The sequence below is a fragment of the Aeromonas sp. s5 genome (assembly GCF_040907865.1).
GTDB lineage: Bacteria > Pseudomonadota > Gammaproteobacteria > Enterobacterales > Aeromonadaceae > Aeromonas > Aeromonas dhakensis.
In genome coordinates, this window is the sequence record NZ_JBFOCO010000005.1 from 182,290 (window position 1) to 207,763 (window position 25,474).

A 25,474-nucleotide genomic window follows, 5' to 3' on the forward strand; every position below is an offset into this window, starting at 1 on the left:
AATCCATCAGCGCCAGCCATCCAGCAGCGTCTCCACTTCGGGCCAGAAGTGGCGGGCCGGATCCTGACACAGATCGAGGGCATTGAACACCTGATCCGCCAGATAGAGGCCGTAGAGGCGGTAGACGGCGCGCCAGGGATCCATGTCGCTGCGCCACTCGCCCTCGCTCTGTCCCTGCACCACCTGGCGGGCCAGGTAGTCGAGCCAGAAGCGCACCAGCTGGCGGGCGGCCTGCTGTACCTCACCCTCCTGGGCCGAGGTCCAGGCGTCGAGGAACATGCAGCGACCGGCGAAACACTGGTTCCAGGCCAGCCAGGCCTGCAGCAGGGCAATCAGCTTCTCTCGCTGGCTGCCGTGCTGCTGCTGGCGTACCGGCTGGATCACCCGCTCCCGGAACACCTCGGCGGCGTACTCCAGCACGGCGATCTGCAGGTTGTCGCGGGACTGGAAGTGGGCGAACAGGCCGCTTTTCGACATCTCGCAGGCGCTGGCAAGGGAGCCGATGGTGAGGCTCTCCAGCCCCTGCTGGCTCGCCTGCTCGAACGCAGTCTGCAAAATGTTGTCGCGGGTCAGCCGGCCCTTGCTCATCGCACTCTCCTTCATTGACCGGGACAGCATAAAGTACGACCGTGCTATTTGTCGAGCGGCAGATGATGTGCAGGCCTGCAGGGAGGGTTCAGCTCTCCTTGATATCCATCTGCTGCAGGGCGATAACCGCCTGGGTGCGGTTCTTGACACCGAGTTTTCTGAAGATGGCGGTGATGTGGGCCTTGATGGGGGCAAGAGGCTCAGTCGTCCTTGATATCCATCTGCTGCAGGGCGATGACCGCCTGGGTGCGGTTCTTGACACCGAGTTTTCTGAAGATGGCGGTGATGTGGGCCTTGATGGTGGCCTCGGAGACGTTGAGCTCCCAGGCGATCTGTTTGTTGAGGCTGCCGTCGCGCAGCATCACCAGCACCTTGTACTGTTGGGGGGTGAGGCTGGCCAGCTTGCTGGCAAAATCTGCGCCCTCACAGGGTTCGGGATGGAGCGATATGCCAGCCGGCACCCAGTTGTCACCCCCGATCACCGTATTGAGGGCGTTGACCAGCTCCTTCATCGGCGCCGATTTGGGGATGAAGCCGAGCGCGCCGAGCCGCAGCACCTGCTGGATGATGGCGGGCTCTTCCGAAGCTGACACCACCACGATGGGCAGGTCGGGATACTGGCCACGCAGGTGGGCGAGACCGGAGAAGCCATTGGCCCCCGGCATTTTGAGATCGAGCAGCAGCAGGTCGACTTCCGGGTGTTCCCCCAGCAGGTGGGCCAGGCTGTCGATGGAGTCCGCTTCCAGCAGCTGGGCATCGTCGATGGCCATGTGCACCGCTTGATAGAGGGCGCCCCGAAACAGGGGGTGGTCATCTGCGATGACGATGGTAAATTGGCTGTCCATTGCTCACATTGTTGCTAACTGATTGTTTTGGAAAATCAAACTAGCACCGCTCCCGGAGAGGGTCAAACCTGCCGGCGCGCAAATGTGAAGCGACCGTCGGATGTCGTGCCATTGGGGCAGATGGGATGGTCATGAACAACCCATGCAGGAGGCAATAGATGGGATCTCTGGTATTGACGGTGGGCACGGGCTCCACCTGGGCGATGCGGGCTGCGCTGGTGCTGGCCATGAGCGGGCTGGAGTGGCAGGAGCAGGTGTTCGATCTGGAAGATGCCAAGGATCTGCAGCGGCTCAAACGGCTGGCCCCCGCCGGCCTGGTGCCCTGGCTCGATCACGAGGGCGTGCGGGTGCACGACTCGCTGGCCATCGCCGAGTACCTGCACGAGCTCTGCCCCGATCGCTGGCTCTACCCCGAAGCGCAAGCCGAGCGGGCGCTGGCCCGCAGCCTCTGCGCCGAGCTGCACGCCGGTTTTCGCCAGATCCGTACCCTGCTGCCCTTCTTCCTCGGCGCCCCGACCCGCAGCGAACCGCCGGTGGAGGCCATCGGCGAGCTGGCCCGGCTGCAGACCATCTGGTCCCAGGCGCGGGGCCCCTTCTATTTTGGCGAGGCGGGGATCCTCGATGCCTTCTATGCGGTGATGGCCTACCGGCTGGCGAGCTACGGCATCCAGCTGCCCGGCCAGGCGGGCGCCTATCAGCAGGCGCTGCTGGCCTGGCCGCTGTGGCAGCAGACCCTGGTCAAGGCGCGTCTGCAGTGGCCGGCGGCCGCCCGTCAGCCGCAGTGAACCCGCGGGCACAACCGTTGTAAACAGCTTGTCTGAACGGCTGGTGTAAACAGAGAGGGGAGCCACTGGCTCCCCTCTCTGTTTGGGTTTGATTCCTTAAGCTGGATTACGGCTGGCGGCCGGCGAACACCACCACCACCTTGTCATCCCCCTTCTCCCGCACGAAGGCATAGGGGCTGTCGGCCAGTTTCTTGTGGCTGCCCGCCGCTACCGCCGGGTGGGCGGCGCGGAACTGGCCGAGCCGCTGCCAGTGCTTGACCAGCTCGGCTTTCTCGCCGCCGGCCAGCTCCTGCCAGTTCATGTCAGAACGCAAGCCTTGATCGAACACGCCGCCATCCTTGGCGAGCCCGCGGCCGGACTCATCGCCGTAGTAGATCTGGATGCCGCCCGGCAGCAGCATGAAGCTGCTGGCGACCCGGCGCTGCAGCGGCACGTCCTGATAGTCGCCGAAGAACAGTTTGGTGTCGTGGGAGCTGATGTAGCTCAGCACGTTGAACTCGGGATCCTGATTGATGCGGCTGGCATAACTGGCATAGGTGGGCTCGGCGCTGGCCAGGCACTGGGCCTGGGGCAGGGCGAACTCGCGCTGATAGTCGAAGTTGATCAGCGAATCGAAGCCATTTTGATACCAGAAATCCTTGGCCACCCCGTGATCCCACACCTCACCCACCATGTAGAAGGGCAGATCGTCGAGCTTCTTGGTCGGGTTGGCGGCTTTCCACTCCTTGAGGGCGGCGGTGCCGGCCTGCTTGAGGCGGGCCCAGACGGCGGGCTCCAGGTGTTTGACGGTGTCGGCTCGAAAGCCGTCGATGCCGAAGCGGCGCACCCAATCGGTGTGCCAGGCAATGAGATAGTCGCTCACGGTGGCGTTGGGCAGTGCCTTGGCCCTGGTGTCCTGTTTGGCCGCCAGCAGCGGCGGCAGCCCCACCGGCTTGGTGGATTCGGTCAGAAAGTCCGGCAGCCCCGCCACCGAGCCGGTGACATCATCTGTGCCGGGCTGCGGGTAGCCGGGCAGGCCGGCCCGCACCCAGTCGGGGCCCCACCACTTGCTCCAGGCGGGTGATTGATAGTCGATAAACTGGTTGTAGCCATGCCAGTTGAGACCGCCGCTCGGGCGCCACTGGTTCCAGGTGGTCGGTAGTTTGGCTGTGTTTTGGGCCAGATCGGTGAGCCCCAGATCTTGCAGGTCGGCGAGGGTGGCGTAGCCGGCATGGTTCATCACCACGTCGAGGATGATGCGCATGCCGCGCTTGTGGGCCTCGTCCACCAGGGTTTTCAGGCTCTCCTCGTCGCCGTAGTTGGGATCTATCTTGGTGAAGTCGAGTGCCCAGTAGCCGTGATAGGCGTAGAAGGGGAAGTTGCCCTGCTCGCCGCCGCCGATGAAACCGTGCACCTGCTCCACCATGGGGGTGATCCAGATGGCGTTGATGCCAAGCTGCTTGATGTAATCGAGCTTGGCAGTCAGCCCCTTGAAGTCGCCGCCGTGCCAGGTGGCCACTTCATCCTGACCGTCCTTTTGGCGCCCGAAGCTGTGGTCGTTGGCGGGATCGCCGTTGTTGAAACGGTCGGTCAGCAGGAAATAGACGCTCGCCTGATCCCAGCTGAAGGGGGCCACTGTGGCCGCCTTGACCGGCTCGAGCAGCAGCAGGCCGCCGCTCTCTTTACTCGGCGTCAGGGTCAGCTTGCCGCCCTTGACCACGGTTTCCTGGCCGGAGTAGGCGTCCCGCAGCCGGGTGCCGTCGGGCCAGACTCCTTTCAGGGATACGGTCACCGGGCCGCCATCCCAGCTGATGCAGGGCTCCGCTGGCGGCTGGCGCTTGAACTCGCTCTTCTTGGTGGCCCGCAGCACCTTGAGGCTGGGGGTATCCGGGTTGAAGGTGAACTCATAATCCCCCGCCAGCATCACCCGCAGGTTGAAGTGCTGCCCCTTGCTGCACTTGTCCATGGGCTGGGCGGTGCCGAAGGGGAGCGGTTTGGCCTCGCTCGGGCCGAAGCTGGTGCCGCAACTGTTGCCCGCGTCGCTGATGCGGATCTGGTGGCTCCCCTTGGTGAGCGGATGGGTCAGCTGCACCGCCCCCTTGTCCAGCGTCAGCGGCGCGCCGACCGGCTGGTCATCCACGTAGAGGCGCACCTCGGCGGCCATGGCCTGAGGGAGGAAGAGGGGGCAGGCCAGCAGGGCGAGCCAGAGGGAAGAAACCGAGGGGGTGCGACGCATAAGCCATTCCTTGCTGGGGTTAAGCGGACCAGATTGCCGTCAATGGGGCTCATTCTAGGAGGCATGAGGGCGCGCTTGGACAGGCAAACCGTCGATTTGTGACATCAGTTCAAATGGTTACGTTTTCAAGAGTGGAAAAGTGTGAGCGGGGTGTCGTGCCCATAAAAAAAGCCGGTCGATAGACCGGCTTGTTGCATTGCCACCTTCGTCACACGGTGAAGAACTTGAAGTTGACGAAGGCCACCGCGATGAAGGAAGCCACCATGCCGCTCAGGCAGAGCACGGCCGGGCGAATGGCCGGCCAGCGATGAGTCAACAGCACGATCGCCAGCATGGTCGGATAGAGGCCGAACATGTAGCGCGGCATGGCATTGAGCCCTGTCATCAGCGGAATGGTGCAGCAGATGAACATCAGGGTCGCCTCGGCCCAGCGCTTCTGGCTGAACAGATAGAGGTTCAGCGCCCAGCCGAACATCACCATGATGGAGAGGTAGGATTTGCGTCCGCCCAGCTCGAAGCCGCTCAGCCACCAGTCCAGCGGGCTGTCCATGTAACGGCCCCAGGCCACCTGGATGTGCTTGAACGCCAGCGCGTCACCGGTGAGGTGATAGAGATAGAACATGTAGGCGAACAGGCCGAGCGGGATCATCCAGAGGGTGAACACCACCTTGAAGGCGCGCTCGGTGAAGCGGAAGAACTCGCGCCAGCCGTAGGCCTGCAGCGCCAGGATCAGTACCGGGAACACCATCATCACCCCCAGGTTGCGGGTGGCGGAGATGAACACGCCGAGCAGGGCCACCATCAGCCACTGCTGGCGATAGGCGAACAGGAACATCCCCAGCATCAGCGCCATGAACATTGACTCGGTATAGCCGGAGACGAAGTAGGCGGAGAAGGGGGAGAAGGCGAGCAGCCAGACACCGAAGCGGGCGGTATCGTCACCCAGCTTGAGTTGGCGCAGCACCAGCAGCATCAGCGGCAGGCTGGCGAAGAACGCCAGGTTGGCCACCAGCATCAGGCCGATCAGGCTCTCGACGTTGAGCAGGTTGGAGAGGGTGCCGGAGATCATCGGGTAGAGCGGCATGAAGGCCCAGTTGGCCGCGTTGCCCTTGCTCAGCCAGCGCGGGTAGAGGTCGTAGCCGTTCTCGATGATGCGCTGGAACCAGACGCAGTCAAACTGGCAATAGGCCTGCAGCGGGCCTATGTCGGTGGCGCCGTAGAGCTGGACGCCGAAGTAACCCATGCCGTACAGGGCGACCCGGCTCAGCACGAAGGCGGCGATGATCATCAGCCAGTCGCGACCGCTGATGCGAAGTGACGGGCGATAGGGCGCCACCTGGTCGGGGGCAGTGGTGGTAGTCATGTCATTCATCAGGCAAATACCCAGATCCTGGAGAGGAGGTAGGTGAGCACGGTGACCGTCAGGGTGGCGATCACCACCGGCAACAGACCGGAAAGACCCGCAAACAGCAGACCGCTCAATATCAGGTTACGCACCGCCAGCGAGAAGAGGGCGACCAGCAGGAACTTGCTGGCGGCACCCTGCTTCTGGAAGGTGATGTAACGGTGACCGAAGAAGGAGAACCAGAACGCGATGGCAAAGGCCAACGTCGTCACCAGGTGCTCCGAGATGGTGGGCCAGGTGTGAAACAGGGCGATGGAGGTGCCCAGATCGACGAGGGTGGCCCCCCCGCCGACAAACCCGAAACGTACCAGCCGCCAGAATTCCTCGCGGGAGATCATTGAGAAGCCTGCTCCTGCTGGTCATCAGCGGCCTTAGCGGCAGCAGCCTTCTTGCCGGCGCTCTTCTTGCTGCCGCTGGCGGCGTCCTGCTTGGGCTCTTCATCCTGCTTGGCATACTGGCCGTAGACCCCTTCGATGAGGTAGACGGGGCGCTGCTTCACTTCCACGAACATGCGGCCTATGTACTCGCCGATGATGCCGAGCGACAGCAGCTGGATGCCGCCGAGGAACAGCACCACCGACATCAGGGAGGCGTAACCCGGCACGTCGATGCCGAAGAAGACCACCTGAGTGACGATCTTGAGGATGTAGAGGAAGGCGACGAAGGATACGCCGACGCCGACGTAGCTCCATACCCGCAGCGGCCAGCTGGAGAAGCTCATCAGACCGTCGAGGGCGAAGTTCCACAGCTTCCAGTAGTTGAACTTGGTCTCACCGGCGTGGCGGGCGGGGCGCTCGTAGGGCACACCGACGGCACGGAAACCGGCCCAGGCGAACAGCCCCTTCATGAAGCGGTTGCGTTCCGGCAGCTGCTTGATCGCCTCGACCACCTTGCGGTCGATCAGACGGAAGTCACCGGCGTTCTCCGGCAGCTTGGTGCTGGTGGAGAGGGCGTTGAAGAAGCGGTAGAAGCCGCCGGCGGTGAGGCGCTTCATCGGGGTGTCGGCGCTGCGATCCACCCGGATGCCGTAGACGGTGTCGTAGTCGCCGGTCTGCCACAGCTTGACGAATTCGAGAATGAGCGAGGGAGGATCCTGCAGATCCACGTCCATCGGCACCACGGCATCACCCTTGGCGTGATGCAGGCCGGCGGTCATGGCCGCCTCCTTGCCGAAGTTGCGGGCCAGGTTGACCAGGGTGACGCGCGGGTCACGGGCGATGGCCTGCTCGACCACCTCACGGGTGCGGTCGCGGCTGCCGTCGTTGACGAATACAATTTCCAGCTGATCCTTGAGCGGCGCCAGTTCGTTATCTATCGCGTTGATGAAGGCATCTATGCTCTCTTCCTCGTTGTAAACGGGAACGATCAGAGAGAGTCGAAAATCGGCATGCGACATGAAAACTTCCTTATTTGGAAAATTATTTTATAAAACAGCGTATTGGAGAATACGTCTTACTGGGCGACGGTCAAGCGCACCGACTGGACATTGAGCGGTGTCGGGGCGGAGAGCGCCAGAAAGTTGGGACGCTTGGGATCCGAGGTCAGCGACTCGCCCGGCAGGCTGAGACGGATCTCGTTGATGCCGGCCTTGGCCAGCTTGACGGTGGTAGTGAAATCGTGACCCAGTGCCACCTTGAGTAGGGCGCCGGCCTGCGGGCTGTTGACCCGGGCCTGGATGGTCAGCTCTTCCGGCTGTGCCTGCTGCTTGGGCAGCACGAAATAGAGGCCACCCTGGCCGCTCAGTTCGGTGCCGTCCGCGCTCGGCTTCTTGGCCCAGCCTTCGCTGGAGAGGAAGCGGCTCGGCTTGGTCAGATTGAGCTCGTTGCCGGGCTGGTAGGTCATGCTGGAGTTGTGCTCCCAGAAGCGGGTCTTGCCTTCCAGGTAATAGAGCTTGTAGGCCAGGCTCACGTTGGGGTGGGCGGCCAGATAGAGGGTGTAGAGATAGAAACCACTCAGCGCCATGATGGCGGTCAGAAAACCAAACTTTTTGTACGTCATATCACTCTCTGCGCCTCACGGTTTGTAGGCTGATTTCGCGCATATGCTAATCCAATTGCAAAAAAAGCATAGTGGATCACAAAAATATATTTGGTCACATATTAACCCCTTTCTGATTGGTGTTCCAAATGTCGCTTCCTCCTCTTTTTAGCTAGCCCCCAGGCCCTGTTGTGGCGGGCTGGCCGGGCCCCTTTTCTGCTCGGGCGATGCCGCTTTTTCGGTGCCCCGATCATGGTCTGCATCCCTGTGGCAGGATCTGTCGCCATTTTGCCGAGGCCGATTTATGATGAGCTGATACGCCGTCAAGGATGACCCATGAAGCTGAAACTCTGCTGCTGGATGCTCTGGTTGCTGACACCGCTGGTATCGGCAAATGCGCTGTGCCCTGCTCCCTTGCGGATCGGTTATGACAACTGGCCGCCCTATCACTATTACCTCGAGTCCGCGGCCGGCAAGAAAGAGCTGCAGGGCTTTGCCATCGAGGCGCTCAACGCCATGCTCAAACGACTGGATTGCAAGGCCAGCTATGTGGAGATGCCCTGGAAACGGGTGTTGCACGGTCTGGCGCTGGGGTCGGTCGACATTGCCATGGAGGCCTACTTCAACGAGGATCGTGCCCGTTATGCCTGGTTTTCCGATGCCTACAATCCGGGCCGCAGCGTGCTCTGGATCCGCAAGTCAGACGCCTATTCCGACACCGATCTGGCGAGCTGGCTGGCCGACGGGCATACCCTGGGGATCACCAAGGACTACTACTACGGCGCCGAGATCAGCGAGCTGCTGCGCCGTTATGCCGCCCAGGTGAGCGTCGTCAACGACGAGCAGAATTACGGCAAGCTGGTGTTGGGTCGCATCGACGGTTTTCTCGGCGATGTGCTGGCCACCCCCTGGGGCTTGAAGAAGGAGGGGCTGAGCGATCTGATCGTCCCCCATGCCATGGCCGTATATGAAGCACCGACCTTTTTCATGTTCAGCAAGAAACGGTTGTCTCCCGAATTCGTGCGGGAGTTCAATCGCGAGCTGGCCAAGTTTAAAGCAACAAATGAGTATGACATTATCTGGCGGCGCTATGCGCCCGCCGGCTAGCAAAGTCGCGGGCATTCACGCATGATGAGCGCCTTGACCGCCGGGTCTGACGGATTGAAGTGAACCGATCTTGAGGTAAGCATGGGGAAGAAGTATTGGCTGGCATTGGCAAACCTGATCTGGCTGGGCTGCTGGCCAGCGGCCATGGCACAGGCCAGCGAAGGCCAGGTGGTGGTGAGCAATGCGGCGGAGCAGCACGACTGGTATCAGAACCGGACGGCGGAGCAGGCCAGGCAAGATCTGGAGCAGCAACTGCAGGAGGCCGTGCTGGCCCAGCTGCACCCGGATTTCTATACGCTCTGGAAGAAACTGCAGGCCAAGCCGGCGGATCAGCGTGGCGCCCTCTATGACGAGGCGTTTGGCAAGCTGGCCCGGTTCCAGCAGGCCTGGCGCGCCATGGATCTGGTCTCCCGCGAGCAGATGCAGACCCTCAAACTCAATCTGAACAAGCCGCTGGCTCACGAGCCGGCCGGCGACAACCTGCTGGAACAGGTCAAGCAGCTCAGACCCCAGGTCGCGGAATACGAGGCGGTGCGCGAGGAAGTGCGCAAGCTGCTGGCGCTGCCCATGGCCAAGAAGTGGCCGACCCTGACCATGCCAACCCTGCGAGCCGGTGAGGTTTCCCCGGAGCTGGGCCAGATCCGCTCCATCCTCAACGAGCTGGGCGACACGGCCCCGCGCCATGATGACGCCACCTACGACGCCGACACCCTGCAGGCGGTCAAGCAGTTCCAGCGCCGCCACGGTCTGACCGCCGACGGCATCATAGGCCGGCAGACCCGCAGCTGGCTCAACACCGGGCCCGAGGTGCGCGCCAGTCTGCTGCTGCGCAACCTGTGGCGACGTGACCTGGTGGATCAGCTCTCCGGTGCCCGCTACGTGCTGGTCAACATCCCCGACTATCGGCTGAGCGTGGTGGAGTCCGGCAACGAGGTGTTCACCAGCCGGGTTATCGTGGGCAAGGAGCAGCGGGCTACCCCGATCCTCGCCAGCGAGATCCGCTCCATCGTGCTCAACCCGGCCTGGCACGTGCCGCGCTCCATCCTGAGCAAGGACATTCTGCCCAAGCTGGGGCGTGACCCCGCCTACCTCAATCGCGAGCAGTTCGAGGTGATCGACGGCGAAGGCAATCCGGTGCAGTTCACCGAAGAGGGCTGGCAGCAGGCACTGGCGTCCGGTTTCCCCTATCGTCTGCGGCAAAAGCCGGGCGATCACAATGCACTGGGTCGCTACAAGTTCTATCTGCCCAACAACGAGGCGATCTACCTGCACTCAACCCCGCGCAAGGCGCTGTTCGAGCAGGGCGCGCGCGCCTTCAGTTCGGGTTGCATCCGGGTGGAACACGCCGACGATCTGGCCGAGTTGCTGCTGGCGGACTCCCGCTACCAGCCCGACAAGGTGGCCAGCATCCTGAAAGAGAGCCAGACCAAGTGGCTGCCGCTGACCACTCCGATCCCGGTGTTCACCGTCTACTGGAGCAGCTGGATCGACGAGGAGGGGCGTCAGCAACTGCGCAACGACATCTATGGATTTGATCGAGTCAGCTACCAGAGTCGCCTGCTGTGATCCTCGCCACAGAGTGAAAAGCCCGGCCTGCGCCGGGCTTTTTCATGGCACCTCGCGGTTTGACAGCGGCCGGCTCGGCGGGTAGTTTCAAGCGCCTGTATCAAATTCATTCAACGGTTTCACCTCAACATTGCGATGGACGGACAAGGGATGCTTGATCAAGAGATAAGCCGACGTCGCCTGCTGCTGGGTGCCGGTTGCCTGCTGGGGGGCTCGCTGTTGTCCTTCCCCGCCATGGCGAGTCGCAGTACGGCGGGACGTGAACTCAGCTTCTTCAATCTCAATACCGGCGAGCGGGTGCGCACCAGCTACTGGGAAGACGGTCGCTATCTGAAAGACGGGCTGGCCGAGCTCAACCACATCTTTCGCGACTACCGTCGCAACGAAGTGTTCAACATCGACAGGAAGCTGTTCGACCAGCTCTACCTGCTGCAGCACAAGCTGGGTCGCCACGGCGAAATCCAGCTCATCTCGGGCTATCGCTCCCCTGTGACCAATCGCCAGAAGCGCAGTCGCAGCCGCGGGGTAGCCAAGCACAGCTACCACACCCTGGGGCAGGCGGTGGACGTGCGGATCCCCGGGGTACAGCTGGCGCACCTGCGCAAGGCGGCGCTCCATCTCAAGGTGGGCGGCGTCGGTTACTACCCGAGCGACAACTTCGTGCACCTCGACACCGGGCCCGTGCGCAGCTGGTAACGGCGGTTTGCTGGCCGCATCGGCCCGGCGGGTGACTGGTCAGCGGGGTGGTCGAGCTGATAGGCTCTGGACACCATGCAGAGGAGAACCAGATGAAACATATTTTGCTTGGCGGGCTGATTGCCCTGCTGCTGACCGGCTGTGGCAAGCTCAACCGCGAAAACTACGACAAGCTCAAGATGGGGATCAGCTATGCCGAGGCGAGCAGCATCCTCGGCAAGGCCGAGCGTTGTGACGATGCGCTGGGCACCACCAGCTGCATCTGGGGCAACGAGGGCAAGAACATCAAGATCCGTTTCATCGCCGACAAGGCGACCTTCTTCAGCTCGGAAGGGATCAACTGAGGCAGTTGCTGCCCCCCTTGCCCAACAAAAAAGCGCCTGATCGGCGCTTTTTTGTTGGTTGTGAGCCGTACCGGCTCGCCAGAAGCTGGCGCGCTCAGTGCGCGGCGTACTGATAGTGGAAGGTGGGCAGCCCCCACTTGAAGCGCACCGCCAGCAGGCGCAGCACGAAGCCGATGCCGATGGCACCGAAGGCGGCCCAGTCGTTGGGCAGGCCCTGATCCAGCGCCAGGCAGTAGAGGGCGGCGGTCACCAGCGAGATGGCGGCATAGAGCTCGCGGCGAAACACCAGCGGAATGCGCTGGCAGAGTAGATCCCTGAGCACGCCGCCGAAGGCCCCCGTCACCACCGCCATGATGCAGGCGATGCCGGCGCCGTGACCCATCTCCAGCGCCCTGGCCGCACCGAAGATGGAGAAGACCACCAGCCCCAGGGCATCGAGCGCCATGAACAGCTTGCCGAGATAGCGCATCAGCGGTGCCGAGATGACGCCGGCCATGGCCGCGCCGGCGACCAGCAGCACATACTCCGGGTGTTCGACCCAGAGCAGGGGGTAATGGCCCAGCAGCACGTCGCGGATGGTGCCACCTCCGATGGCCGTCGCCGAGGCGATGATCACCACGCCGAACAAGTCCATCCGTCGCCGGCCCGCAGCCAGCGCGCCTGTCATCCCTTCGGCCACCAGGCCCAGCAAGAAGAGTGCATGTAACATGAGATATCCCAGGGTGCGAGAAAGGCCCGCATCCTAACAATCTAGCGCTGGCGGGACAAGCAAACTCACATATGCATTAGATTAAGTAATGAAAAGGGGGCTTTCGCCCCCATTTTTCATCATGCTTGTCCGGGTCAGCGCTTGAGCTGTTCGCTGCGGTAGTGATCGACCCACATGGCGGTGGCGCCGCAGATGGCGACCGGCATCACGAACAGGTTCACCACCGGGATGGCGGAGAAGAGGGTGACCAGGGCGCCGAAGCTCAGGCACTTGCCGCGGCGCTGCTTGAGGGCGTCGCGCATGGTGATGAAGTCGATCTTGTGATTGTCGAACGGATAGTCGACATACTGGATCGCCATCATCCAGGCGCTGAACAGGAACCAGAGCACAGGCGCCAGGGTCTGGCCCACCACCGGAATGAGGAACAGGATCAGGCAGCCGATGGCCTTGGGCAGGTAGTATTTGAGCTTGATCCATTCGCGGCCGAAGGTGCGTGGCACATCCTTGACGATGTCCAGCATGCCGGTGTCGTTGGCGGCCTCGCCAGTGAGCGCCTGCTCCACCTTCTCCGCCAGCAGGCCGTTGAAGGGAGCGGCTATCCAGTTGGCCACCGAGCTGAACAAGAAGGAGAAGACCACCAGTATGGTAATGAGGGCGATGGGCCAGAGCAGGTAGTCCAGCCAGTCGAGCCAGCTCGGGATCTGCTGGTGCAGCCAGGCGAACAGGCCATCCAGCTGCAGCAGCAGGGCGTAGAAGGCCCCGGCAAACAGCACGAAGTTGACCAGCAGGGGGATCAGCACGAAGGTGCGGATGCCGGGCTGGCGAATGAGGGAGAAGCCGCGCAGAAAGTAGTCTGCACCGCTGATCGAGTCTTTTACCATACGGGGGGAGTGGCTCATCGGAGCTCCATCTGTTCATGGGAAACTGCCAGCATATTACAAACAAGCTTTTGATTTGGTAAAGTCGCCTGCCCGCCTCCTCTTTATTTCGTTACCGACATAGGCCGCCATGCGTCTGAAATTGATCAAACTCGCCGGCTTCAAGTCGTTTGTCGAGCCGACCCGCATCGAACTCAACGCCGACATGACTGCCGTGGTGGGGCCCAATGGCTGCGGAAAATCCAACGTCATCGACGCCGTGCGCTGGGTGCTGGGGGAGAGCTCCGCCCGCCATCTGCGTGGCGAGAACATGACCGACGTCATCTTCAACGGCTCCATCAACCGCAGCGCCCACGGCCGCGCCTCGGTGGAGCTGGTGTTCGACAACCCCCACAACCGGGTACCCGGTGAGTTCGGCCGCTTTACCGAGATCTCGGTGCGCCGCGAAGTGCTGCGCGACGGCTCCAACCACTACCAGATCAATGGCCAGAAGTGCCGCCGCAAGGACGTGACCGACCTCTTCCTCGGCACCGGCCTCGGGCCGCGCAGCTACGCCATCATAGAGCAGGGCACCGTCAGCAGGCTGGTGGAGTCCCGCCCCGCCGATCTCAAGCTGTTCATGGAAGAGGCTGCCGGGGTCTCCCGCTACAAGGAGCGGCGCCGGGAGACCGAACAGCGCATTCGCCATACCCAGGAGAACCTGGAGCGCCTCGGCGACATCCGCGGCGAACTGGGGTCGCGCCTCGACCATCTTAAGGCCCAGGCTGAGACCGCCGAGCGCTACAAGCAGCTCAAGAGCCGCAGTCGCGCTGCTCGCGCCGAGCTGATCGGCTCGGAATTGTGGGCGCTGGAGACGCGTCTGGGCGAGGCCAAGACCGAACTGGCCCAGACCGAGCAGGCGCTGGCGGCCCTCGATGCCAAGCGCACCACTGATGAGGGGCGCCACGTCACCCTGTCGGTCGCCCGCCAGGAGGCGCAGGCCGAACAGGCCAGCCGTCAGCAACAGATTTTTCTCGGCGGCCAGGCCATCGCCCGCCTCGAGCAGCAGCAACTGCACCAAACCGAACTCGGTCGAGACTGGCAGGCAAGGCGGCAGGCCCTCGGTGAGCGCATCGAGGGGCTCAAGACCCAGCTGGCCGGCCAACTGGAACAACTGGGCGAAAGCACTCTGCAGGGGGAGGTGGCGTCGGCGCGCCTCGAGCAGTGTGAGCAGTTGCTTACCGACCAGCAGAGTGTGCGCACGGCGGCGGGCGAGCGGCTCGAGCAGGCGCGCCAGCGCCAGCAGCAGTGGCAGCAGCAGCTTGGCCAGTTGCAGGGGCGGCTCAACCAGACCCGCGCCGAGGTGAACGGCCTGCAGGAGCTGCAGGCCAAGACCCGGCTGGCCCGTCTCAAGCTGGAAGATGAACAGGCCGGGCCCCTCGGCGGGGAGGAGGAGAACCTGCAACCGGCGCTCGATGCGCTGGCGGCGACGCTCTCGCTCTCCCGCGCCCGCCATGAAGAAGCCGAAGCGGCGTGGCAGGCCGGCGTGGCCCGTCATGAAGAGCTCAAGGCAGAGCAGGGGCGCCAGCAGGGTTTGCTGCGCGAGCTGGAGGCTCGCCTCGCCACTCTGGATCAGATCCTGGGGGAGCAGATGGCGGGCGCCACCCTGGCGGATCGGCTGCAGGTCCCCCCCGAGTGGGCCCGGGGGCTGGACAAGGTGCTCGGTCGCTGGTTAACCGCCACCCCGGCGGACGAGTGCAATCTGGCGCAATCCGGGCTCTGGATTGGTCCGGCCCGACCGGCGGTTGCCGGCACCCTGGCGGCGCAACTGGGCGGTGAGCACATACCCGCCTTCCTCAACGCCATCTGGCTGGCAGAGAGCCGGGAGGAGGCGCAGGCCCGCCTGCACAGCCTCTCTGCCGGTGAGTCGCTGCTCACTCCTGCCGGTGATTGGTTCGGCCCCAACTGGGCGGATCTGGGGGAGGGCATGGCCCTCGGCACCCTGGCGCTGCTCGGCGAACGTGAGCGGTTGCACAGCGAGCTGGTCGCGGGCCGGGAGGCGCTGCGCCGGCTCGATGAACAGTTTGCCGCTGCCGATGCGGCGCGGGCCCAGCTGCACAGCGCCCATGAACTGGCCCAGCGCACCCTGCGCGAGCAGGAGCAGCAGTGGCAGCAACTGCGCGAGGCCTGGAGCCTGCGCGAAGGGCAGCGCCAGGCGCGGTTGCAGCGCCTCGGCCAGCTGGGAGAGGAGTTGATCCGGCTGGATAAGGAGCAGGCTGAGGAGGCGCAGCGGCTGGTGTCGGCCGGGGAGCGGCTTGAGCAGGATGAAGCGGCCCTCGGCGAGCTGCAGGAGCAGGGGGAGCTGCTTGCCGAGGCGCTGCTGCTCGCCCAGGAGCAGGCGAGCGCGGCGGATCGGGCGGTGGAAGAGGCCCGCCTGCGTCGTGAACAGCAGCAGGCCGCCTGCCAACGGCTGCAACTGGAGCAGCAGAACCAGCGCCAGCTCATCACCCTGCGCGAGCAGGAGCTGGCCCGCCTCGGGCTGGAGTTGGCCGAGCTCAAGGAGCCGGGGGTCACTTCGAGTCAGGATCTGTCGCCCCTGCTGGCCGAGCAGCGCAACCTCGAGGCGCAGCAACTTGCCTGTCATCAGCGGCTTGCAGAATTGGAGCGCCAGTTGACCGAGCTGGAGCAGGCCAGAAGCGCTGACCACAAGCAGCTGGTGCAGATACAGGAGAAGCTGGCGACCCTGCGGCTCGAGCGCGAACGCAACCTCACCCGCCGGCAGGGGCTGCACGAGCAGTTCGAAGAGCTGGGGGTACGGCTGGTGGATCTCGATCAGGCGGTGCTGATAGCCGCTGATCGCGGCAAGCTGCGCCAGGAGATCCAGACCCTGGAGGCGCAGGTGGAGGCGCTTGGCGCCATCAACCTGGCGGCGCTGGAGGAGTATGAAGAGGCGAAAACCCGCGCAAGCTACCTGGAAAACCAGTGCCAGGATCTGGAGCAGGCGCTGGAAACCTTGAGCCAAGCCATTAAAAGAATTGATAAAGAGACACAAATACGCTTCCGTGACACTTTCGATAAGGTCAACGAAGATTTAAAATCCCTGTTTCCAAAAGTGTTCGGTGGGGGCAGTGCCTGGCTTGAGCTCACCTCCGATGATCTTTTGGAGGCCGGAGTGAGCATCATGGCGAGACCTCCGGGTAAGAAGAATGCTACCATTGCCCTGCTTTCCGGGGGGGAGAAGGCGTTAACCGCTCTTGCGCTGGTTTTTGCCATCTTCAGACTCAATCCGGCACCTTTCTGTCTGCTGGATGAGGTGGATGCACCGCTCGATGAAGTGAACGTCGGTCGCTTCTGTTCTCTTGTCAAAGAGATGTCGAGCACAGTACAGTTCGTTTACATCAGTCATAATAAGGTCTCCATGGAGATGGCTGAGCAGCTGGTTGGCGTCACGATGCAAGAGCCCGGGGTTTCGCGCATAGTGTCGGTCGATATCGGTGAAGCCGTCGCTTTGGCTGAGCAAAACTAGAAAGAGAAGCAGCTAATGCAGGAATTGCGTTACATCTTGGTTGCCCTGGGCGGTATTGCCATCGCGGCATTGCTCATTCACGGGTTGTGGAGCAACAGAAAGAATCGTCAGGCACCGATCAAAGAGAAACCTCTGGGTCGGATGGAATCCAAATCACGGGACCGTGACAACGACGCCTTCGACAGCGATGGCATCGGTCAGGTGCGAGTGGTCAGCGGTGGCCGTCGTGCCGAGCCCAAGCTCCACCATGATGAACCCCGCCAGCCGGACGTCAGCCGTCGCGCCCCCGCGCCCGCCTTCGACGATGAAGAAGAGGATGACGCCGATCTGCCGCCGCCCGTGGTACGCAAGCCTGCCGCTCGCCCCGTGCCCCCGCCTCCCGTCTATGAAGAGGAGGAGTATGAGGAGCCGGCCGCCGAACCTGTCGAGGAGGTGCCTGCCGCACCGGTGCGCAAGCCTGCCCAGGTGATCCGTCGTACCCCGGTCCACCGTTCCCGTCCCCAGCGCGAGCCGCTGCTGCAGCCGCTGGACGAAGAGCCGCTGGTGGAGCCAGCCTACGCCACCGCACCCACCTTCGGTGCCCGTGAACAGGCCCAGGCCGCCGCACCCGAATACAAGGCGCAGCCCCGTTACGCAGCCCCCGAGCCTGCCTACGAGGAACCCTCCTATGAAGAGCCGGTGCAGGAGCCGCAGATCGAACGTCAGCCGGTCGAGAAGATCTGGCAGGATGTCTATGTCATCAACCTGATGGCGCGCCCCGGCCACGACCTGCAGGGGGCGACCCTGATCTCTTCCCTGCTGGCGCTGGGCTTCAAGTTTGGCGAGATGGACATCTTCCATCGCCACGAGGATCTCAACGGCAAGGGCGAAGTGCTCTTCTCCATGATCAACATGGTCAAGCCGGGTACCTTCAACCCGTACCGGATGGAGCAGTTCACCACTCCGGGTGTGTCGCTCTTCATGCAACTGCCGCTGCGCAGCAACGCCGCCTTTGCCTTCGAGCACATGCTGCAGTCTGCCGACCAGCTGGCCAGCGATCTTGATGCCATGCTGACTGACGTGGATCGCAGCCCGCTGAGCGACGAGACCATCGCCCGTTACCGGCACGAGCTGGCCGCCTACGAGGCCAGTCGCGACTAATACGCCAGGCGGGTCGAATGAAGCAAAAGTGCGGTACCCAGGTGCCGCATTTTTATTGCTCCGCTGGCCGGTTTTTCCATCACACTTCGAGACTTTTTCATGAGCGATATCCTCTCCCGCCACCGTCAACTGTGTGAGCTGCTTACCGAATATGGGCATCAGTACTATGTGCTGGACAACCCCACAGTGCCGGATGCCGAATACGACCGCCTGATGCGCGAGCTGATCGCGCTGGAGGCCGACCATCCCGAGCTGAAAACCCCGGCCTCGCCGAGCGTGCGGGTGGGCGGTCAGCCGCTCACCGCCTTCAAGCAGGTGCGCCACGAGATCCCCATGCTGAGCCTGGACAATGTGTTCAGCAGCGAAGAGCTGCAGGCGTTTGAACAGCGCATGAGCGATCGCCTCAAGCGGGAGGTCAATTTCACCTTCTGCTGCGAGCCCAAGCTGGATGGCCTGGCGGTGAGCCTGCTCTATGTGGACGGCCAGCTGGTGCAGGCCGCCACCCGGGGCGATGGCACCACGGGTGAGGAGATCACCGAGAACGTGCGCACCATCAAGGCCATTCCCCTGACCCTGCGTGGCGAGGGGTGGCCGGCTCGGCTGGAAGTGCGCGGCGAGGTGTTCATGCCCAAGGCGGGGTTCGAGGCGATGAACGCCAGGGCGCTGGCCGCCGGCGAGAAGGTGTTTGTCAATCCGCGCAACGCCGCCGCCGGCAGCCTGCGCCAGCTCGACTCGCGCATCACCGCCAGCCGTCCGCTCAGCTTCTACGCCTATGGGGTGGGGGTCGGTGGCGAGCTGCTCGGTGACTCTCACTTTGGTCGTCTCAATCAGCTCAAAGAGTGGGGACTGCCGCTTAGTCCCGAGGTGAAGCTGAAAGAGGGGGCCGCCGGCTGTCAGGCGTTCCATGACGACATCCTGGCGCGCCGTAGCGAGCTCCCCTACGAGATTGACGGCGTGGTCTACAAGGTGGATGCCATTCCCCTGCAAGAGGAGCTCGGCTTCGTGGCCCGTGCGCCGCGCTGGGCCACCGCCCACAAGTTCCCGGCCCAGGAGGAGATGACCCTGCTCGAAAACGTCGAGTTCCAGGTCGGTCGCACCGGCGCCGTGACCCCGGTGGCCAAGCTCAAACCCGTGTTCGTCGGCGGTGTCACCGTCTCCAACGCCACCTTGCACAATGCCGACGAGATTGAGCGCCTTGGCGTCATGATCGGCGACACCGTGATCGTGCGCCGGGCCGGGGACGTGATCCCGCAGATCGTGGCGGTGGTGGAGGCGCAGCGCCCAAGCGATGCCCGTGAAATCCTCTTCCCGACCGAGTGCCCGGTGTGCGGCTCTGCGGTAGAGCGGCTGGAAGGAGAGGCCGTGACCCGCTGCTCCGGCGGTCTGTTCTGCGAGGCGCAGCGCAAGGAGGCGATCAAGCACTTCGCCGCCCGCCGCGCCATGGACGTGGACGGCCTCGGCGACAAGATAGTCGAGCAGCTGGTGGACAAGGGGCTGGTGAAGACCCCGGCCGATCTGTTCGGCCTCAATGCCATCCAGCTGGCCGGGCTCGAGCGGATGGGGCAGAAGTCCGCCCTCAATCTGGTGGCGGCCATCGATGCGGCCCGCAGCACCACGCTGCCGCGCTTCCTGTTTGCGCTGGGGATCCGCGAAGTGGGGGAGGCGACTGCGCTGAACCTCGCCAACCACTTCCTCACCCTGGACGCCCTGCGTGCCGCCTCGGTGGAGCAGTTGCTGGAAGTGGCCGACGTGGGGGACGTGGTGGCCAAGCATGTCTACTACTTCCTGCGCCAGCCCCACAACATCGAGGTGCTGGAGGCGCTGCTGGCCGCCGGTATCCACTGGCCTGCCATCGAGAAGAAGGAAGCTGCACAGCAACCCTTTGCCGGCAAGACCTTCGTGCTGACCGGCACCCTCACCACCTTGTCGCGCAACGACGCCAAGGCGGCGCTGCAGGCGCTCGGCGCCAAGGTGGCGGGCTCGGTGTCGGCCAAGACCGATGTGCTGGTGGCGGGGGAGGCGGCAGGCTCCAAGCTGGCCAAGGCCCAGGAGCTCGGCATCACCGTCTGGACCGAAGAGGAGTTGCAGCAGGCGCTGCAGGGCTGAGTCGCTGGCTCAACCAGATAAACGAAGAACCCGGCCATGCCGGGTTCTTCGTTATGAGGGCAATGATCGAGGCTCAATCACGCCAGAGGATCTTGTAGCGCCACTTGTCGGGCAGGGTGAGCTGCCAGCGGGCCAGCTCGCTCTTGCTGAACACATACTCGCCGCGCAGGGCAGCCCGCGGCGCCAGGGTCTTGGGCTGGGCTCCCTCCAGAATGGCATTGACCAGCTCGGCCGCCTTGGCCCCCTGATCGTGCCCATCCAGCACCAGACCGCCGATGGCCTTGCCCTTGCCCACCGTAAATTCCCAGAAGCAGAACAGCGGCACCGGAGTGTGGGCACTGGTCCACTCCAGCACCTGGCGTTCATCCACGTGGCGACCCTGCTCATCGATGAGGGTGTGGTAGAGGCCGATAAAGATCGCCTGATAGCCGTTCTGCCTGGCGTTGAGCACGGCCTCCTGCCACAGGTCGTAGTCGCCGAGCAGCTGGCTGTTGACCCGGGTCTGGCCGACCCGCAACTCGGTCTGGGTCTTGAACTCATCCTCGATGGCGGTCAGGGCCACGTTGCTCGAATCAAACAGCACCAGTGCCTTCTTGATCCCCCCCATCAGCTGGCTCATCTCGCTGATGTTGCGTTTGAGCAGGGGGCGCTCCAGCACGCCGGTGATCTTGGGGTGGCCGACCAGTCCCTTGTGGCGCGGGTTCTCGTTCATGCCGAGAAACACGACCGGGGTGCCGAGGGAGGCGATGCTGGTGGCCAGGTAGTTGATGGCGTTGTCATCGCCAAGCACCACCAGATCCGGTTTCACCTGGTGGTAGTAGGCGAGCGCCCGTTCGGCGATCTGGTCGAACTCTTCGGCGGGGCGGCGCTTGGTATCCATGTAGAAGTGGCTGATGTGGTGCTCGCCCTTGAGGTTGGCCACCAGGCTGGCGTTGTAGCTCTGATCCCACAGGTACTCGGGATGGTAGCTGCTGATCACCAGGATCTCGGCCGCCCACAGCCGCAGCGACAGGGGGCACAACAGCAGTAGCAGCAACAAAGGCTTGGTCATATGGCTTCCCATCGGCGCAGGGGTGTTGTCATTCATTATGTTCACTCCTGGGCCAGCCGGTGCCGGTCAATTACTGTCGGAGGGGAAATCTTTTTCTCGCTGGCCGGTATCGGGCGCCAGCCCGCACCAGGCTTGATTGTGGCCTCAAGTGGCGCTTTTTATGGTTGGTCGGGAACTGCGCCACTCGCCTCAAAACCTGTTCTGGATCAAGAAATACGACCCCGCTTTGGTGCCTAATAGACACCACATATAGGGCTGCATTCGTTTTTAATCCCTATATGTTGTGTTATTAAGCTGTGTAAAAGCTGTTCCCTTCTCATCGTCAGCCCAGGCTTGTCAAGCCTCGGCTGAATTTATTTGCGCCGAGGACGAGGCGTGGAGAAGGGGGCCAAACAAGGGTAAGCCGAGGGCGAGAGCCTGGCCTTTTTAACGGGGAAACTCCATGAAACCGGTTGTGATCAAACGTGATGGATGTCGCGCACCATTCAATGCCCAGCTGATTGCCGAGGCGGTGGGCCGAGCGGCGGAGGCGGTCAATCAGGCCAGTCCGGCGCTGGCAGAGCGCATTGCCGCCGCCGTCAGCCAGGAGCTGGAAGGGCGGGGAGAAGTGGACATCCACGAGATCCAGAACCGGGTCGAGAACCACCTGATGGCCTCCGACGACAAGGCCATCGCCCGTGCCTACATCGAATACCGTCACGACCGGGATCAGGCCCGCGAGGCCCGCGGCCGGCTGGCCCAGGAGATCCGCGGCCTGGTTGAGCAGACCAACGCAGCCCTGCTCAACGAGAACGCCAACAAGGATTCCAAGGTGATCCCGACCCAGCGCGACCTGCTGGCGGGCATCGTCGCCAAGCACTACGCCACCAGCCACATGCTGCCCCGCGACGTGGTGCAGGCCCATGAGAGCGGCGATCTGCACTTCCACGATCTCGACTACTCCCCCTTCTTCCCCATGTTCAACTGCATGTTGATCGACCTGAAGGGGATGCTGACCCACGGCTTCAAGATGGGCAATGCGGAGATCGACACCCCCAAATCCATCAGCACCGCCACCGCGGTCACCGCCCAGATCATCGCCCAGGTGGCGAGCCACATCTATGGCGGCACCACCATCAACCGCATCGACGAAGTGCTGGCTCCCTACGTGACCATCAGCTGGGAGAAGCACCGGGAAGTAGCGGTGGAGTGGGGCATCGGCGATGTGGATGCCTACGCCATGGCCCGCACCGAGAAGGAGTGCTACGACGCCTTCCAGTCGCTGGAATATGAGGTGAACACCCTGCACACCGCCAACGGTCAGACCCCGTTCGTCACCTTCGGCTTTGGCCTCGGCGACAGCTGGCAGTCACGCCTGATCCAGCGGGCTATCCTGAGCAACCGCATCGCCGGCCTTGGCAAGAACAAGAAGACCGCCGTGTTTCCGAAACTGGTGTTTGCCATCAAGGATGGCCTCAACCATCGGCCGGGCGATCCCAACTACGACATCAAGCAGCTGGCGCTGGAGTGCGCCTCCAAGCGGATGTACCCGGACATCCTCAACTACGACCAGGTGGTCAAGGTGACCGGTTCCTTCAAGACCCCCATGGGCTGCCGCTCCTTCCTCGGTGCTTACGAGGAGCAGGGCGAGCTGGTCCACGAAGGGCGCAACAACTTAGGCGTGGTGAGCCTCAACCTGCCGCGCATCGCTCTCAAATCCCGCGATGAAGCGGACTTCTGGGACAAGCTGGACGCCGCCTTGCGGGTAGCCAAGACCGCACTGATGTACCGCATCAAGCGCCTGGACGGGGTCAAGGCCCGGGTCGCCCCCATCCTCTACATGGAAGGGGCCTGCGGGGTGCGCCTGAAGGCGGACGACAATGTCAGCGAGATCTTCAAGCACGGTCGCGCCTCCATCTCCCTTGGCTATATCGGGGTACACGAGACCATCAACGCCCTGTTTGGCGATCAGGTGCACCTGTTTGACAGTGCCGAGCTGCAGCAGAAGGCCATTGCCATCGTCGAGCGCCTCAAGGCGGCCACCGACGAGTGGAAGGAGGAGACCGGCTATGGCTTCAGCCTCTACTCCACCCCGAGCGAGAACCTCTGCTCCCGCTTCTGCCGCATCGACGCCAAGGAGTTTGGTGTGGTGGCGGGGGTGACCGACAAGGGCTACTACACCAACAGCTTCCACCTCGACGTGGAAAAGCAGGTGAACCCGTACGACAAGCTGGACTTCGAGGCGCCCTATCCGCCCATCGCCAGCGGCGGCTTCATCTGTTACGGCGAGTACCCCAATATCCAGCACAACCTGGAAGCGCTGGAGAACGTCTGGGACTACAGCTATGACAAGGTGCCCTACTACGGCACCAACACCCCCATCGACGAGTGCTACGACTGCGGCTTTACCGGCGAGTTCGAGTGCACCTCCAAGGGCTTCACCTGCCCGCGCTGCGGCAACCACGATCCGGCCAAGGTGTCGGTGACCCGTCGTGTCTGCGGCTACCTCGGCAGCCCGGATGCGCGCCCCTTCAACGCGGGCAAGCAGGAAGAGGTGAAGCGCCGCGTTAAACACATGTGAGCCGAGCCCTCACCCTAGCCCTCTCCCAGAGGGAGAGGGTACCGGCCGAGGTGCTGTTTGTACGGTCTTGCTCCCTTCTCCCGCTCAGGTTGAAAAGAGTGGGAGAAGGGCTGGAGATGAGGGGGCATCCATCATCACCTGCCTGCCAAACCGTGAATCGAGAGACAAGATGCACTACCACCAGTACTACCCGGTCGATGTGATCAACGGCCCAGGCACCCGCGCCACCCTGTTCGTCTCGGGTTGCGAACACCAGTGCCCCGGCTGCTACAACCAGAGCACCTGGCGGCTCGATGGTGGCAAGCCGTTCGATCAGGCGATGAGCGATCGCGTCATCGCGGATCTCAACGACACGCGCATCAAACGGCGGGGACTGTCGCTCTCCGGCGGCGATCCGCTCCACCCCGCCAACGTGCCCCACGTGCTGGCGCTGGTGCGGCGGGTGCGAGCCGAGTGCCCCGGCAAGGACATCTGGTGCTGGACCGGCTATCTGCTCGGCGAGCTCAGCCCGGCTCAGCGCGAGCTGGTGGCCTTGCTGGACGTGCTGGTGGATGGCAAGTTCGAGCAGGGGCTGGCGGATCCCGGCCTGCTCTGGCGCGGCAGTAGCAATCAGCAGATCCACGACCTCAACGCCTGGCGGGAGGGAGGGGAACGGATCCCCTGTCTGGTTTGCAGTTGAGGTCAGGGATGTTTATGGTTAGCCCATTCCAATCCCTGTGACATCGTTGACGAGGAAATCCGAGATGAACAATCTGCTCAAGATCCTGCTGGCCATCTTCCTGCCGCCGGTCTGCGCCTTTATCCAGGTGGGCTTCAGCCTGCATTTCTTAATCAACATAGTGCTGACCCTGCTCGGCGGTCTGCCCGGCATGGTCCATGCGCTCTGGCTGGTGGTCAGCGACAAGCGCGGCTGAGCCGGACACCTCAAGAGGCCAACCCCTGGGTTGGCCTTTTTATTGCCCGCCAGATGGGGGCTTCCCGAATGAGCACTTTCGTCCGACACTGGACGCCGAACAATGGAACGGCCGTTCAAGGAGCTGAACGGTGCAACGAAGAGGGAGTGTCGAGTGCGTTTTAAGGTGTTGTTGCTGTGGGCCACCCTGGGCCTGTTGGGGGGCTGTGCCAGCCCGAGCCCGACCGTGAAGCTGAACCAGCCTCCGGTGGATGTCACTTGGGAAGAGCTGCCCAGATACTGGGTGCTGGTGGGGGACATAGGCGTCTTCCGTCCGGTCGGGGGGCTGCCGGAGAAGAGGCCGGTCAAGGGGTATGTGAAGCTCCGCTATCTCATCGATTCCAATGGCAATCTGTTCAGCCCTGAAGTCCTGGCATCCGAGCCCCCCGGAGTGCTGGATCTCATCGCCATCTCAGGGCTGGCGAAGATGCGCTACCGGGCATCCGAGCAGAATCCGCAAGCGATCCCGGCTCGGGTGGAAACCAGATTCGAAGTTGAAGTGAAATGATAAACACCCCGGCCTGGCCGGGGTGTTGCGTCTCTGCGGTGCGCCATGGCAGTGCCAGGTTTATTGCTGCTTGCAGTCGTTGTAGACGCTCTGCCACTCGCCATCCTTGTCGTGCATCTCGACAAAACCCTCGTCGCCCTTGTTCCACCAGACGGCCTCGTGATCGTCGGTGTAGCGGGCGCCGGAGGCAGAGACGCTCTGCGGCAGGGTGTAATCCTTGCCGTCCGGGAGCGCCAGCTTGACGAAGTTCAGGCTCTGATCGGAGAGGGCGAAGTAGCGCACCTGTACCCGTTGGCCCTGTTCGCACAGATAGGTGACGGGGTCGCCGCCGGTCACGCTCAGGGGGTCGGCGCCGCGTTCGCAGCCGCTCAGCAGGGTCAGGGTCGTAATGCCCATCAGCAGAAGGTTGGCGTGCTTCATGTTGATTCTCCATCAGTGTCATCCGGGCGTGATCCTAACAGCTTGCCCAAGGGGGGCAATGCCGCTCGACCCGACTTGCGTCGATATGCGTCCATGGGCGTCAAAAGAAGCACTAAT

The 25,474-nt window shown here is 63.0% G+C and carries 23 protein-coding genes and 1 pseudogene; 12 read left to right on the top strand and 12 right to left on the bottom strand.

Features of this window, described 5'->3' with window-relative positions:
• Positions 1-6: 6 nt before the first annotated feature.
• The 3 genes and pseudogenes from AB5Y94_RS01965 to AB5Y94_RS01975 all read right to left on the bottom strand — a co-directional run bounded on the left by AB5Y94_RS01965 (position 7) and on the right by AB5Y94_RS01975 (position 1,433).
• Positions 7-588 carry a TetR/AcrR family transcriptional regulator gene (locus tag AB5Y94_RS01965; RefSeq protein ID WP_017787811.1) on the bottom strand — a complete coding sequence of 194 codons (582 nt, stop codon included), beginning with the start codon at positions 586-588 and terminating at the stop codon, positions 7-9.
• Positions 589-676: 88 nt separating this feature from the next.
• A pseudogene (locus tag AB5Y94_RS01970) lies at positions 677-781 on the bottom strand (LuxR C-terminal-related transcriptional regulator); the annotation flags it as partial.
• A gap of 7 nt (positions 782-788) precedes the next feature.
• Positions 789-1,433, bottom strand: a complete 645-nt coding sequence (locus tag AB5Y94_RS01975; RefSeq protein WP_005303387.1) for a response regulator transcription factor — start codon at positions 1,431-1,433, stop codon at positions 789-791.
• 158 nt (positions 1,434-1,591) lie between these two features.
• Here AB5Y94_RS01975 and AB5Y94_RS01980 point away from each other — a divergent pair, with 158 nt between their 5' ends.
• Positions 1,592-2,218: a glutathione S-transferase gene (locus AB5Y94_RS01980; protein WP_274182281.1), complete on the top strand. Its 627-nt coding sequence runs from the start codon at positions 1,592-1,594 to the stop codon at positions 2,216-2,218.
• A gap of 106 nt (positions 2,219-2,324) precedes the next feature.
• Here the strand turns inward: AB5Y94_RS01980 and AB5Y94_RS01985 are convergent, their stop codons facing one another.
• The 5 genes from AB5Y94_RS01985 to AB5Y94_RS02005 form a co-directional block, all read right to left on the bottom strand.
• Positions 2,325-4,433 carry an alpha-amylase gene (locus AB5Y94_RS01985; protein WP_368204607.1) on the bottom strand — a complete coding sequence of 703 codons (2,109 nt, stop codon included), beginning with the start codon at positions 4,431-4,433 and terminating at the stop codon, positions 2,325-2,327.
• A 208-nt stretch (positions 4,434-4,641) separates the two neighbouring features.
• Positions 4,642-5,805 (bottom strand): membrane protein, encoded by a 1,164-nt coding sequence (locus AB5Y94_RS01990; RefSeq protein WP_043170790.1) that lies wholly within the window; start codon positions 5,803-5,805, stop codon positions 4,642-4,644.
• Entirely contained in the window at positions 5,805-6,176 is a 372-nt protein-coding gene (locus AB5Y94_RS01995) for a GtrA family protein (RefSeq protein WP_005303379.1), read from the bottom strand. The genes AB5Y94_RS01990 and AB5Y94_RS01995 overlap by 1 nt, the downstream gene beginning before the upstream one ends.
• The gene (locus AB5Y94_RS02000) at positions 6,173-7,234 is read right to left on the bottom strand and encodes a glycosyltransferase family 2 protein (protein ID WP_043170789.1); all 1,062 of its coding nucleotides are present in this window, start codon (positions 7,232-7,234) and stop codon (positions 6,173-6,175) included. Before AB5Y94_RS02000 ends, AB5Y94_RS01995 begins: the two co-directional genes overlap by 4 nt.
• Positions 7,235-7,290: 56 nt before the next feature.
• Positions 7,291-7,836 carry a hypothetical protein gene (locus AB5Y94_RS02005; RefSeq protein ID WP_005303374.1) on the bottom strand — a complete coding sequence of 182 codons (546 nt, stop codon included), beginning with the start codon at positions 7,834-7,836 and terminating at the stop codon, positions 7,291-7,293.
• Between the two features lie 315 nt (positions 7,837-8,151).
• On the opposite strand from AB5Y94_RS02005, the gene AB5Y94_RS02010 reads away from it, so the two are divergent.
• The 4 genes from AB5Y94_RS02010 to AB5Y94_RS02025 all read left to right on the top strand — a co-directional run bounded on the left by AB5Y94_RS02010 (position 8,152) and on the right by AB5Y94_RS02025 (position 11,528).
• Positions 8,152-8,922 (top strand): ABC transporter substrate-binding protein, encoded by a 771-nt coding sequence (locus tag AB5Y94_RS02010; RefSeq protein WP_019839070.1) that lies wholly within the window; start codon positions 8,152-8,154, stop codon positions 8,920-8,922.
• A gap of 81 nt (positions 8,923-9,003) precedes the next feature.
• Entirely contained in the window at positions 9,004-10,488 is a 1,485-nt protein-coding gene (locus AB5Y94_RS02015; protein WP_368204609.1) for a murein L,D-transpeptidase, read from the top strand.
• A 150-nt stretch (positions 10,489-10,638) separates the two neighbouring features.
• Positions 10,639-11,184 (top strand): DUF882 domain-containing protein, encoded by a 546-nt coding sequence (locus tag AB5Y94_RS02020; RefSeq protein ID WP_005303369.1) that lies wholly within the window; start codon positions 10,639-10,641, stop codon positions 11,182-11,184.
• Positions 11,185-11,276: 92 nt separating this feature from the next.
• Positions 11,277-11,528, top strand: a complete 252-nt coding sequence (locus tag AB5Y94_RS02025) for a hypothetical protein (RefSeq protein WP_017779871.1) — start codon at positions 11,277-11,279, stop codon at positions 11,526-11,528.
• 94 nt (positions 11,529-11,622) lie between these two features.
• Here the strand turns inward: AB5Y94_RS02025 and AB5Y94_RS02030 are convergent, their stop codons facing one another.
• Both AB5Y94_RS02030 and cysZ read right to left on the bottom strand, forming a co-directional pair.
• Positions 11,623-12,237, bottom strand: coding sequence for a trimeric intracellular cation channel family protein (locus AB5Y94_RS02030; protein ID WP_005303366.1), 615 nt, complete (start codon positions 12,235-12,237; stop codon positions 11,623-11,625).
• Positions 12,238-12,371: 134 nt separating this feature from the next.
• A complete protein-coding gene (gene cysZ / locus AB5Y94_RS02035) occupies positions 12,372-13,136 on the bottom strand; it encodes a sulfate transporter CysZ (protein ID WP_017779872.1) in 765 nt (254 codons plus the stop codon).
• Between the two features lie 109 nt (positions 13,137-13,245).
• On the opposite strand from cysZ, the gene AB5Y94_RS02040 reads away from it, so the two are divergent.
• The 3 genes from AB5Y94_RS02040 (at position 13,246) to ligA (ending at position 19,866) form a co-directional block, all read left to right on the top strand.
• Positions 13,246-16,620 (top strand): AAA family ATPase, encoded by a 3,375-nt coding sequence (locus tag AB5Y94_RS02040; RefSeq protein ID WP_368204610.1) that lies wholly within the window; start codon positions 13,246-13,248, stop codon positions 16,618-16,620.
• Positions 16,621-16,635: 15 nt separating this feature from the next.
• A complete protein-coding gene (gene zipA, locus AB5Y94_RS02045; RefSeq protein WP_368204612.1) occupies positions 16,636-17,760 on the top strand; it encodes a cell division protein ZipA in 1,125 nt (374 codons plus the stop codon).
• A 99-nt stretch (positions 17,761-17,859) separates the two neighbouring features.
• Positions 17,860-19,866 carry an NAD-dependent DNA ligase LigA gene (gene ligA / locus AB5Y94_RS02050; RefSeq protein WP_368204613.1) on the top strand — a complete coding sequence of 669 codons (2,007 nt, stop codon included), beginning with the start codon at positions 17,860-17,862 and terminating at the stop codon, positions 19,864-19,866.
• A gap of 73 nt (positions 19,867-19,939) precedes the next feature.
• On the opposite strand, the gene AB5Y94_RS02055 is transcribed toward ligA, so the two are convergent.
• Complete coding sequence (locus tag AB5Y94_RS02055) at positions 19,940-20,953, bottom strand: ABC transporter substrate-binding protein (protein ID WP_368204615.1); 1,014 nt, start codon at positions 20,951-20,953, stop codon at positions 19,940-19,942.
• 406 nt (positions 20,954-21,359) lie between these two features.
• Between AB5Y94_RS02055 and nrdD the strand changes: the two genes are divergently transcribed.
• The 4 genes from nrdD to AB5Y94_RS02075 all read left to right on the top strand — a co-directional run bounded on the left by nrdD (position 21,360) and on the right by AB5Y94_RS02075 (position 24,937).
• A complete protein-coding gene (nrdD, locus tag AB5Y94_RS02060; RefSeq protein ID WP_195878148.1) occupies positions 21,360-23,477 on the top strand; it encodes an anaerobic ribonucleoside-triphosphate reductase in 2,118 nt (705 codons plus the stop codon).
• A gap of 169 nt (positions 23,478-23,646) precedes the next feature.
• The gene (gene nrdG / locus AB5Y94_RS02065; protein WP_368204617.1) at positions 23,647-24,156 is read left to right on the top strand and encodes an anaerobic ribonucleoside-triphosphate reductase-activating protein; all 510 of its coding nucleotides are present in this window, start codon (positions 23,647-23,649) and stop codon (positions 24,154-24,156) included.
• Positions 24,157-24,220: 64 nt separating this feature from the next.
• Positions 24,221-24,391: a YqaE/Pmp3 family membrane protein gene (locus AB5Y94_RS02070; RefSeq protein WP_005343870.1), complete on the top strand. Its 171-nt coding sequence runs from the start codon at positions 24,221-24,223 to the stop codon at positions 24,389-24,391.
• A 153-nt stretch (positions 24,392-24,544) separates the two neighbouring features.
• On the top strand, positions 24,545-24,937 hold the full coding sequence (locus AB5Y94_RS02075; RefSeq protein ID WP_123245534.1) for an energy transducer TonB: 393 nt from the start codon (positions 24,545-24,547) through the stop codon (positions 24,935-24,937).
• A gap of 60 nt (positions 24,938-24,997) precedes the next feature.
• Here the strand turns inward: AB5Y94_RS02075 and AB5Y94_RS02080 are convergent, their stop codons facing one another.
• Entirely contained in the window at positions 24,998-25,357 is a 360-nt protein-coding gene (locus AB5Y94_RS02080; RefSeq protein WP_368204618.1) for an MliC family protein, read from the bottom strand.
• Positions 25,358-25,474: the final 117 nt, after the last annotated feature.

Excerpts from the sequence above, each read along its gene's own strand:
- AB5Y94_RS01965 (WP_017787811.1), bottom strand. The coding sequence starts at position 588 with ATGAGCAAGGGCCGGCTGACCCGCGACAACATTTTGCAGACTGCGTTC.
- zipA (WP_368204612.1), top strand. The coding sequence starts at position 16,636 with ATGCAGGAATTGCGTTACATCTTGGTTGCCCTGGGCGGTATTGCCATC.
- AB5Y94_RS02040 (WP_368204610.1), top strand. The coding sequence starts at position 13,246 with ATGCGTCTGAAATTGATCAAACTCGCCGGCTTCAAGTCGTTTGTCGAG.
- AB5Y94_RS01995 (WP_005303379.1), bottom strand. The coding sequence starts at position 6,176 with ATGATCTCCCGCGAGGAATTCTGGCGGCTGGTACGTTTCGGGTTTGTC.
- AB5Y94_RS02080 (WP_368204618.1), bottom strand. The coding sequence starts at position 25,357 with ATGAAGCACGCCAACCTTCTGCTGATGGGCATTACGACCCTGACCCTG.
- AB5Y94_RS02015 (WP_368204609.1), top strand. The coding sequence starts at position 9,004 with ATGGGGAAGAAGTATTGGCTGGCATTGGCAAACCTGATCTGGCTGGGC.
- nrdG (WP_368204617.1), top strand. The coding sequence starts at position 23,647 with ATGCACTACCACCAGTACTACCCGGTCGATGTGATCAACGGCCCAGGC.
- AB5Y94_RS02000 (WP_043170789.1), bottom strand. The coding sequence starts at position 7,234 with ATGTCGCATGCCGATTTTCGACTCTCTCTGATCGTTCCCGTTTACAAC.
- AB5Y94_RS01980 (WP_274182281.1), top strand. The coding sequence starts at position 1,592 with ATGGGATCTCTGGTATTGACGGTGGGCACGGGCTCCACCTGGGCGATG.
- ligA (WP_368204613.1), top strand. The coding sequence starts at position 17,860 with ATGAGCGATATCCTCTCCCGCCACCGTCAACTGTGTGAGCTGCTTACC.
- AB5Y94_RS02030 (WP_005303366.1), bottom strand. The coding sequence starts at position 12,237 with ATGTTACATGCACTCTTCTTGCTGGGCCTGGTGGCCGAAGGGATGACA.
- AB5Y94_RS02005 (WP_005303374.1), bottom strand. The coding sequence starts at position 7,836 with ATGACGTACAAAAAGTTTGGTTTTCTGACCGCCATCATGGCGCTGAGT.
- AB5Y94_RS02010 (WP_019839070.1), top strand. The coding sequence starts at position 8,152 with ATGAAGCTGAAACTCTGCTGCTGGATGCTCTGGTTGCTGACACCGCTG.
- AB5Y94_RS01975 (WP_005303387.1), bottom strand. The coding sequence starts at position 1,433 with ATGGACAGCCAATTTACCATCGTCATCGCAGATGACCACCCCCTGTTT.
- AB5Y94_RS01990 (WP_043170790.1), bottom strand. The coding sequence starts at position 5,805 with ATGAATGACATGACTACCACCACTGCCCCCGACCAGGTGGCGCCCTAT.
- nrdD (WP_195878148.1), top strand. The coding sequence starts at position 21,360 with ATGAAACCGGTTGTGATCAAACGTGATGGATGTCGCGCACCATTCAAT.
- AB5Y94_RS02070 (WP_005343870.1), top strand. The coding sequence starts at position 24,221 with ATGAACAATCTGCTCAAGATCCTGCTGGCCATCTTCCTGCCGCCGGTC.
- AB5Y94_RS02025 (WP_017779871.1), top strand. The coding sequence starts at position 11,277 with ATGAAACATATTTTGCTTGGCGGGCTGATTGCCCTGCTGCTGACCGGC.
- AB5Y94_RS01985 (WP_368204607.1), bottom strand. The coding sequence starts at position 4,433 with ATGCGTCGCACCCCCTCGGTTTCTTCCCTCTGGCTCGCCCTGCTGGCC.
- AB5Y94_RS02055 (WP_368204615.1), bottom strand. The coding sequence starts at position 20,953 with ATGAATGACAACACCCCTGCGCCGATGGGAAGCCATATGACCAAGCCT.
- cysZ (WP_017779872.1), bottom strand. The coding sequence starts at position 13,136 with ATGAGCCACTCCCCCCGTATGGTAAAAGACTCGATCAGCGGTGCAGAC.
- AB5Y94_RS02020 (WP_005303369.1), top strand. The coding sequence starts at position 10,639 with ATGCTTGATCAAGAGATAAGCCGACGTCGCCTGCTGCTGGGTGCCGGT.